The organism is Actinoplanes sp. NPDC051633 (assembly GCF_040681735.1).
In the GTDB taxonomy this organism is placed as follows: domain Bacteria; phylum Actinomycetota; class Actinomycetes; order Mycobacteriales; family Micromonosporaceae; genus Actinoplanes.
Map to the genome: position 1 here is coordinate 1 of NZ_JBFAZH010000210.1, position 8,773 is coordinate 8,773.

Sequence of the window (8,773 nt, forward strand, 5' to 3'; positions counted from 1 at the left end):
GCGACGCTGACCGCCCGACCCGCCGCCGCACAGCCTACCGCCCCGCCGGCGGGGCCGCCGGCCGTGGCCACGCCGATCCCGGGCGGTGGCACGCCCCTGCCGCGGCGCACTCCGGCATCCGGCAACCCGTTCGCGCAGCAGCCGATCGGCAACATGTTCACCCCCGCGTCGGAGCCCAACGCCGCCCCGCCTCCCCCGCCGCCGCCTCCGGCCGGTGGCGGCCGCGGTGTGACGCCGCTGCCCACCCGCCGCCCGGCCGGCATCGGTGCGGACGACGAGGCCGGCAGCCCGACCGCGCTGCCCGCTCGCCGGCCCACCGCCGAGCCCGGTTCGCAGCCGGGCTCGCAGCCCGGTCCGATGCCCGGTTCGTTGCCGGGCCAGCAGCCGGGTTCGCTGCCCGGCCGGCGTCCGTTCGGCGAGGCCGAGGGCGGCGCCCTGCCCACCCGGCAGCCCTCCGTCTTCGGTGAGCCGCCGTCGAGCCCGTTCGGGCCGCGGCCGGGCGACCCGCAGGCCGGCGATGGTGGCCGTCCCGGCTACGCCCAGCGCGTGCCCGGTGCTTCGTTCGCGGCCGGTGGTGACTTCGGCCCGCCCGCCGGGGGTCCGGAGCCCGCGCCCTTCGGCGGCGATCGGGCCGGTCAGCCGGCCACCTATGGTGCGCCCTCCGGCGCAGCCGGCGTCTTCGGCAGCCCGGCCCGGCCCGGCGGCGATGACGAGCAGCCTGGTCGTTCTCCGCACGACGGCCGGGACCTGCCCTCGGCCGGTGGACAGCCCGGTCCTTCCGGTGGGCCCGGCACGGCCGGCCCGTTCGGCACGGCGCGCGACGCCGATGGGCGGTCCGGCATGTTCGGCGCCGACCGGCAGCCCGGTGTGTCCGGCGGCCCGACCGGCACGGGCGGTCCGTTCGGCTCGGCGCGTGGTGCCGAGGGTCGATCCGGCGTGTTCGGAGCCGACGGTCAGGCCGGCGCCTTCGGCGGCGAAGGCCAAGGCGGCCCGGTCGGTGGCCACGGCCAGGCCGGCGCAGCTCGCGGCACGAGCGGCCAAGGCGGCCCGGTGGGTGCCGACGCGTTCGGCGCAGGCCAGGACGCGGGCGGCCAGGGCGGCCCGTTCGGTGCGGGCGACCAGGGCGGCCCCTCCGGCGCACGCGGCCAGGGCGGTCCCTTCGCCGCCGAGGGTTCCTTCGGCCGCGGCACGCCCGATCAGCCTTCCGGCGGCCGGCCCGGCGCACCGGGCCCGTTCGGCAGCCGGCCCGAGGCCGACAACCGATCCGGCTCCGCTGCTGTCTACGGACAGCCCCGCACCGGTGACCAGGACAACGATCGACCCGCGGCGGCCGGCGCCTTCGGCCCGTCCAGTTCGCTCGGCGACAACCCGGCGGACGAAGACCAGTCCGGCGCCTTCGGCCGCGACCAGTCCGGCCTCTCCGGCCGCGACCAGGGCGACCCCTTCGGCCGCGCCCAGTCCGACCCCTTCGGCCGCGACCGGTCCGGCGTGGCCGGCGGCGAGCAGCAAGCAGACGGATTCGATGGCGGCAGGCAACCCGGTGGCCGGCAACCCGCCGCGCCCGGCAGCGGGCCATTCGGTGGTGCACCCTTCGCGGACGACAACGCGGGCTCCTCTTTCGCCGGCGACCCCCAGGGCACGTCGCGGCCGGGCGGCCCGTCAGGTCCGCCCTTCGCCGAGCGCCCGGCAGGGCCGCCCTTCGCCAGCGGCCCGGCAGGCCCGCCCTTCGCCGGCGGCCGCCCGGGTTCATCCCAGGCCGGTGGCCTCGAGGGTCCGGCGTTCGGAGCCGGCTCGGGCGAGCCCGCATACGGCGCAGGTTCGCAGGACTCGGCGTTCGGCGCGGGGGCACAGAACTCCGCGTTCGGCGCAGGCCCACAGAGCCCCGCGTTCGGCGCAGGCCCACAGAGCTCCGCCTATGGCGCAGGCTCGGACGGGTCGGCTTACGGCGACTCTGAGGGCTCCGGCTACGGCACCGAGTCCGACGGCCCGGCCTACGGCGGCGGCTTTGACCGCCCCGGCTACGGCGGCGGCTCCGAACGCCCGGACTTCGGCGGCGGCGCGGCGGGTCCGGCCTTCGCGGGCGGCGGCGCGTTCGGCCCCGGCCCGGTCTCGGCCGAGCCCCGCAACGGCTCCGTGCCACAGCCGCGCCACCCCGGCGACCAGTCGTCGAACGGCCCGAGCAGCGGCGGACCGGCCATGAGCAGCGGCGGACCGGCCATGAGCAGCGGCGGACCGGCCATGAGCAGTGCACCGCCGGTGAGCGGCGGCCCCGCCACCGGCACCGCCCGGCCCGTCTCGGCCAGCGCGTCCGTACCCATGGCCAGCCTCGGCACCCCGGTCGACCCCAACGAGGTACCGCCGCCGGTCGCGGCGCCGCAGGCCCGCGTCTACGGACGGCCGGCGGCCGCACCGCCGGAGGACGACCGGGCCGGCAGCGACGAGCAGCCGGACGACAACGGCGCCTGGCCGTGGGACCGCGCGAAGCAGCGGAACGAGGATCCCGCGCAGCAGCACTCGATGTTCCGCAAGCCCGAGCCGCCCTCGGCTGCGCCGCAATCGCCGGGCCGCGCGTCAGCCGGTGCGAGTGCCAGCGCGCGCGTCACCCCGCAGGGCCCGCAGGGCTTGCCGGGCCCCGACGCGCCTCCGCAGGGTGGCACGCCGTTCTCGGAGTTCACCACGGACGTCGCCGGTCGTGGCCGGCCGGAGCCGCAGACCTATGGGAACCGGCCGGATAGCGGCGCGCCCCAGGGACCCGCACCGGACCCGTACGGCGAGCACACCACGGACATCTCGGGCCGCGGCCGCGGGAACCCGGACGAGCCCTACGTCCCGGCGTCCGCCCTGCCGTCCCTGCATGCCGCGCCGCCGCGCGAGAACGGCTTCCCGCCGCCCAACCAGCCGCCGCCCCCGCCCGGGGTGGAGGGCGACCGCCCGCGGATGGGTGGGGTCTTCCCCGGTCCGGCGAGCCGTGCCACGGTCACTCCGCCACCGCCGGACGATACGGCCAGTTGGCCCGGCTCGGCTCCGCCCGGCTCGGACGGCGACCAGGGGCGCTTCGACCAGTTCCTGCGGTCGGACGCCGAGGCTGCCGCGCCGCCGGCCAAGCCGGAGACGCCGCACGTGCGCATGTTGCCGATCCTGATCGGGGTCATCATCGTCGCCGGCCTGGTGGTCGGCTTGGCGCTGGGCCTGGTCTACCTGATCTCCGGGGACTCGGACGGCGGCAACGGCTTCGCGGTCAAGACCGGCGAGTGCGTGAAGCGCGACGGTGAGCAGGCGGTCAAGTCGGGGTGCGGCGATTCCGGCGCGTACGAGGTGACGTCGATCGTGGACGCCAAGGAGAAGTGCGGCGACCCGGGCCAGCCTTATGTGCTCAATCCGGCGGAGGACGGGCGTACCCAGGTGCTCTGCTTGAAACCCCGCACCTAGCGTGACCATCGAGAAGGGTCCGCGGGTACGGGCTCCGGAGCTGCGCGGACGCGGCTGGCTGAACACCGGCGGCACTCCGCTGTCGCTTGCCGACCTGCGCGGCAAGATCGTCCTGCTGGACTTCTGGACGTTCTGCTGCATCAACTGCCTGCACGTGCTCGACGAGTTGCGGCCGCTGGAGCAGAAGTACGGCGACGTGCTCGTGGTGATCGGGGTGCACTCGCCGAAGTTCGAGCACGAGCGCGACCCGGAGGCGCTGGCCGCGGCTGTGGAGCGCTACGGCGTGCACCACCCGGTGCTGGACGACGCCGACATGACGATGTGGCAGCAGTACGCGGCGAAGGCCTGGCCGACGCTCGCGGTGGTCGACCAGCGCGGCTACCTGGTGGCGTCGATGGCCGGCGAGGGGCATGCCGAGGGGCTGTCCCGGCTGATCGACGAGCTGATCGACGAGGGTGGCGTCCGCGTCGGCGACAGCCCGTACGTGCCGCCCACGCCGGCCGACACCATGCTGCGCTTCCCCGGCAAGGCGATCGAGCTGCCGAACGGCAACCTGCTCGTGTCGGACTCGGCGCGGCACTCGATCGTCGAGCTGACCGCCGACGGGAGCGAGCTGGTCCGTCGCATCGAGGGCGGTTTCAACGAGCCGCAGGGCCTGCTCCTGATGCCGCCGAACGTCGCGCCGTACGACGTGCTGGTCGCGGACACCGCCAACCACCAGCTGCGTGGCCTGGTGCTCGAGACGGGCGAGGTCACCCGGGTGGCCGGCAGCGGGCGGCCGTGGCGGTCCACCGTGGACGTTCATCCGCACGACGCGCTGGCCGCCGACCTGTCCTCGCCGTGGGACCTGGCCTGGTTCGACGACAAGGTCATCATCGCGATGGCCGGCATCCACCAGCTGTGGTGGTTCGATCCGGTGCGCCGCACGGTCGGCGTGTACGCGGGGACGACGGTCGAATCGTTGCGGGACGGGCCGATCCCGGACGTGTGGATGGCGCAGCCGTCCGGCCTGTCCGCGGCGGGCGACAGGCTGTGGATCGCCGACAGTGAGACCTCCGCGCTGCGCTGGATCGAGAACGGCGCGATGCACACCGCGGTCGGCCAAGGCCTGTTCGACTTCGGGCACGTGGACGGGCCGGCGTCCGAGGCGCTGCTGCAGCATCCGCTCGGGGTGGCGGTGCTGCCGGACGGCGATGTGCTGATCGCGGACACGTACAACGGGGCGATCCGGCGCTACGACCCGGTGACCGCGACCGTTTCGACGGTCGACTCCGGCCTCGCCGAGCCGAGCGACATCCTGGTCACCTCGACGGGCGACGTCCTCGTGGTGGAGTCCGGCGCGCATCGGCTGACCCGCCTCGCGCCGGGCACGATCGGCTCGATCAGCACGGTGACCGGCGCCCGGCACCGCACCGAGCGCCCGCCGTCCCGCCTCGCCCCCGGCCCGGTGACCCTCGACGTCATCTTCACCCCGGCGCCGGGCCAGAAACTCGACGAGACCTTCGGCCCGTCGACCCGGTTGGAGATCTCCGCCACTCCTCCGGAGCTGCTCGTTTCCGGCGCCGGCACGACCACCGATCTGTCCCGCGAGTTGGTGCTGGCCGACGGTGAGGGCGTGCTGCAGGTGGTTGCCCAGGCGGCGACCTGCGATGCCGACGCCGAGCACGCCGCCTGCCATCTGACCCGGCAGGACTGGGGTGTGCCGGTCATCGTGGCGCCCGGCGGGGAGTCCCGGCTGCCGCTCGTGTTACGCGGCCTGGACACGTGAGGCGGTTCACTACCCGCGAGTAACCTACGGTGTCGTAACCTGGAGGTCGTGACGAGCTCGACGCCTTTCCGGATGAAGCCGGCAGACCTCGGAAAGCCGAGGTTGCGTGGCCGGCTGCACCAGTATGCGTTCTACGTCGCGCTCGCCTGCGGGGTCGTCCTGTGTTCGATCGCGGCGAGCCGGCCGGGCATCAGCCCCTTCATCAGCTGCCTGATCTACAGCATCACGGTGTGCGGCCTCTTCGGGATCAGTGCGCTCTACCACCGCCGGGTGTGGTCCGAGCGGGGCTATCAGATCATGCGCCGCATGGACCACTCGATGATCTTCATCTTCATCGCGGGGACGTACACACCGTTCTGTGTGCTGCTGCTCTCGGGCACGTTGCAGACGGTGATGCTGTCGCTGATCTGGGGCGGGGCCCTGGGCGGTGTGGCGGTGAAGGCGATCTGGCCGCATCTGCCGCGGTGGGTCAGCGCGCCGCTGTATCTGGCGCTGGGCTGGGGCGCGGTCGCGATCATGCCGGATGTGCTGCACAACGGCGGCTGGCCCGAGCTCGTGCTGCTCGCCGCGGGCGGCGTGATCTACAGCGCGGGTGCGATCTTCTACGCGCTCCGCCGCCCGAACCCCTGGCCCACCGTCTTCGGCCACCACGAGTTCTTCCACGCGTGCACGCTGATCGCGGCCATCTGCCACCACATAGCGATTTACTTCGCCCTCTACGCATGACGCTCTAGCGGGGATTGGCGGCCCGCCACGCGACGTAGTCCGCGACCGCCGCGGCGACGTCGAAGGCCGGCGTGAACCCGGTGTCCCGCGTGAGCCGGGCGATGTCGAGGTAGGGGCCACTCTGCCCGCCGGGCTCGAGGCCGGGCCGCGCCCCCGGGACGACCGCCTGTAGCGCCGCCGCGAAGTCGCGGTTGGCGGCGGGCCGGCCGCTGGAGACGTTGTACGTGTCGTGCCGCAGGGTCTCCGTCGTCATCAGCAGGGCGATCGCGCGCCCGGCGTCCGGTGCGTAACAGCTGTCCCCGCCGTCGTCGGCGTGCAGCGGCGGCGGTTCGTCGCCGCGCAGGACGGCGCTGATGTAGGAGGGGATGGGGTAGAACGGCGACTCCGGGTCGACGAGTGGTCCCCAGATGGTCCCGATGCGCAGGACGACGGGCTGCACGCCGCTGCCCGCAAGACTGTGGGTCGTGAGCGGCTCGACGGCCTTCTTGAAGGCGATGATCAGGTGCGGCAGCTCCGCGGTGGGCAGCGGAGCCCTTCATGCCAGGGCGTCTCGGTCCGGCCGACGTAGACCCCGAGACTGCTCGCGACGGCACACCTGCGGACCCGCCATGCGCGGGCGGCGTCGAGCGCGTTGAGCAGACCGGCCATGTCGGTGCGGAAGAAGTCGACCGGGTCCTCGGGAACGGTGCCCGCGAGGTGCACGATGTCGCTGATCTCGTGGCGATCGGCCAGAGCGAGGAAGGCGTCGCGGTCGGTGACGTCGAGACTCTCCACGGTGACCCGGCCGGCGAGGAACGACGGGACCTCGGTGCGGTGGTACGAAGTGACGACGACATCGCGCCCGAGCTCGGTGAGCGCGCGGGCGGTGTGGGCGCCGATCATGCCCAGTCCGCCGGTGACGAGGATTTTGCTCATGTCCCCGAGGCCAGGGTCAGCCGGAGGGCATCGTAGGACGCCCGGGCTGCCAGGACGTCGCCCATGTGGTTGGCCGCCCACTTCTCCAGCGCCTCGACCAGGGCGAGCAGGCTCTCGCCGAGGGGGGTCAGCGCGTAGTCGACCCGGGGCGGCACCACTGCGTACACGGTTCGCGTGATCAGCCCGTCACGCTCCAGCGCCCGCAGGGTCTGGGTCAGCATCTTGGGGCTGATCCCATCGATCTTGCGCTGCAACGTCGTGTACCGCTCCGGCCCGCCCGCCAGCAGGATGACGATCAGCACACTCCAGGTGTCGCCGATCCGGTCCAGCACCTGCCGGCTCGGGCAGTCCTTGGCGTAGATATCCGTGGTCACCTGGACACTATCCCTGAGGTGCGTATGGCACTTCAAGGTGCCCACTCTCTTTCGGGAAGTGATCCGCAAGCAGGGCGGTTGTTGCCCGATGACAGTGAGGAGATCACCATGACCATCGTCGTCACCGGAGCCACCGGCCCGCTCGGGCGCCACGTCGTCGAGAGCCTGCTCGCCCGCGGCGTACCCGCCGATCAGATTCTCGCCACGGGCCGCGCCGTCGAGAAGATCCAGGATCTCGGGGTACGCGCACAGCGCGCCGACTACAACAGCCCGGAGGAGTTGAAGCGCGCCTTCGACGGCGCCGAAAAGGTGCTCTTCGTCTCCAGCAGCGAGGCCGGCCGGCGGATCGCGCAGCACACCAACGTGGTCGAGGCGGCCACCGCGGCCGGGGTGGGGCTGCTGCTCTACACGAGCATCGCGAACGCCGGCACGTCCGACCTGATCCTGGCCGGCGAGCACCAGGCAACCGAGGAGCTGATCAAGGGCTCGGGTCTGCCGTACGCGTTCCTGCGCAACAGCTGGTACTACGAGAACTACGACTTCCGCGGCGCGGTGCAGAACGGCGTCTACGGCGCCGCGGGCAACGGCCGGATCAGCGCCGCCGCCCGGGCCGACTACGCCGAGGCCGCCGCGGCAGCGGTGGTGCGAGGTGCGGGGCGGGTCTACGAGCTGGGCGGCCCGGGCTTCACGCTGGCCGAGCTGGCCGCCGAGATCGCGAAGATCTCCGGCACCGAGGTCACCTACACCGACCTGGCGCCGGAGAAGTACCAGGAGTTCCTGCTCAGCGTGGGCCTCCCGGAGCCGGCCGCCGTCGTCCTGTCGGACGCCGACCGCGGCGCTGCCCAGGGTGCGCTCGAGGTGGATCCGGCCGACATGCGGGACCTGCTGGGCCGCCCGGCGAAGCCGGTGGCCGACGCCATCCGCGCAGCCCTGGCCTGACAAGCCGGTCGTCCACAAGGCGAAGCCCAGGCGCGCGGGAATCCGCGTGCCTGGGCCGGAAGTTCAGGGGCTCAGCTGCCGTACGGCGGGGGCGGCGGGTCGTCGCGACGAACCGTCCGGACCTCCTCGACCATGTGGCCGTCACTGCGGACGACCGGCTGCCGCTGCTCGACGACCGTGCGCCGGCGGCTGTTCCAGAACCACACGGTGACGATCAGCCCGACCAGTCCGGCCAGCATGAGTACGTAGCCGACGACGTTGATGTCGAGGCCGCTGATGTCCGCGTTCACGGCGAACGCGAGGATCGCCCCCAACGCGAGAAGGAAGATGCTTCCGCCGATGCCCATCGGGCCCTCCTAGCTGGATGCCGCCCGGGGGAGGGTGGCACGGTTGACCATGTCCTTGCGTCGATCAGCGTGTTTACCCCGGCGGGTGAATCCGTAATCCGGCAAGCTGACCGGCATGAGTGAGCGGATTCTCGTACTCCTGCGGCACGCCAAGGCCGAGACGCCCGGCGCGGGACCCGACTTCGACCGCCGGCTCACCGAGAAAGGCCTGGCGGACGCCGGCGCGGCCGGTGCCTGGCTGGCCGACGAAGGGCTCCTGCCACGCCTGGTGCTCT

8 protein-coding genes and 1 pseudogene are annotated in these 8,773 nt (G+C 73.3%); 5 read left to right on the plus strand and 4 right to left on the minus strand.

What is annotated here, in order from left to right:
- The 3 genes from AB0M20_RS14595 to AB0M20_RS14605 all read left to right on the plus strand — a co-directional run.
- On the plus strand, positions 1–3,429 hold a 3,429-nt coding region (locus tag AB0M20_RS14595), incomplete at its 5' end, for a hypothetical protein (protein ID WP_364298163.1).
- 7 nt (positions 3,430–3,436) lie between these two features.
- The gene (locus AB0M20_RS14600; protein ID WP_364298177.1) at positions 3,437–5,197 is read left to right on the plus strand and encodes an NHL domain-containing thioredoxin family protein; all 1,761 of its coding nucleotides are present in this window, start codon (positions 3,437–3,439) and stop codon (positions 5,195–5,197) included.
- 48 nt (positions 5,198–5,245) lie between these two features.
- Positions 5,246–5,923 carry a hemolysin III family protein gene (locus AB0M20_RS14605; protein ID WP_364298165.1) on the plus strand — a complete coding sequence of 226 codons (678 nt, stop codon included), beginning with the start codon at positions 5,246–5,248 and terminating at the stop codon, positions 5,921–5,923.
- Positions 5,924–5,927: 4 nt separating this feature from the next.
- On the opposite strand, the gene AB0M20_RS14610 is transcribed toward AB0M20_RS14605, so the two are convergent.
- From AB0M20_RS14610 to AB0M20_RS14620, 3 genes are read right to left on the minus strand one after another with little or no spacing between them, the layout of a single operon-like run.
- A complete protein-coding gene (locus tag AB0M20_RS14610) occupies positions 5,928–6,362 on the minus strand; it encodes a hypothetical protein (RefSeq protein ID WP_364298167.1) in 435 nt (144 codons plus the stop codon).
- Between the two features lie 59 nt (positions 6,363–6,421).
- Positions 6,422–6,838, minus strand: coding sequence for an NAD(P)-dependent oxidoreductase (locus tag AB0M20_RS14615; protein WP_364298169.1), 417 nt, complete (start codon positions 6,836–6,838; stop codon positions 6,422–6,424).
- Positions 6,835–7,212 (minus strand): helix-turn-helix domain-containing protein, encoded by a 378-nt coding sequence (locus tag AB0M20_RS14620; protein WP_364298171.1) that lies wholly within the window; start codon positions 7,210–7,212, stop codon positions 6,835–6,837. The genes AB0M20_RS14615 and AB0M20_RS14620 overlap by 4 nt, the downstream gene beginning before the upstream one ends.
- 108 nt (positions 7,213–7,320) lie before the next feature.
- On the opposite strand from AB0M20_RS14620, the gene AB0M20_RS14625 reads away from it, so the two are divergent.
- Entirely contained in the window at positions 7,321–8,151 is an 831-nt protein-coding gene (locus tag AB0M20_RS14625; RefSeq protein WP_364298173.1) for an NAD(P)H-binding protein, read from the plus strand.
- A gap of 71 nt (positions 8,152–8,222) precedes the next feature.
- On the opposite strand, the gene AB0M20_RS14630 is transcribed toward AB0M20_RS14625, so the two are convergent.
- Positions 8,223–8,498, minus strand: a complete 276-nt coding sequence (locus tag AB0M20_RS14630) for a DUF6458 family protein (protein WP_364298175.1) — start codon at positions 8,496–8,498, stop codon at positions 8,223–8,225.
- A gap of 115 nt (positions 8,499–8,613) precedes the next feature.
- Here AB0M20_RS14630 and AB0M20_RS14635 point away from each other — a divergent pair.
- Positions 8,614–8,773, plus strand: a pseudogene (locus tag AB0M20_RS14635) (histidine phosphatase family protein); the annotation flags it as partial.

What these genes read in the sequence shown, in the direction of transcription:
- AB0M20_RS14615 (WP_364298169.1), bottom strand. Translation starts at nt 6,838, where the DNA reads ATGAGCAAAATCCTCGTCACCGGCGGACTGGGCATGATCGGCGCCCAC.
- AB0M20_RS14625 (WP_364298173.1), top strand. Translation starts at nt 7,321, where the DNA reads ATGACCATCGTCGTCACCGGAGCCACCGGCCCGCTCGGGCGCCACGTC.
- AB0M20_RS14630 (WP_364298175.1), bottom strand. Translation starts at nt 8,498, where the DNA reads ATGGGCATCGGCGGAAGCATCTTCCTTCTCGCGTTGGGGGCGATCCTC.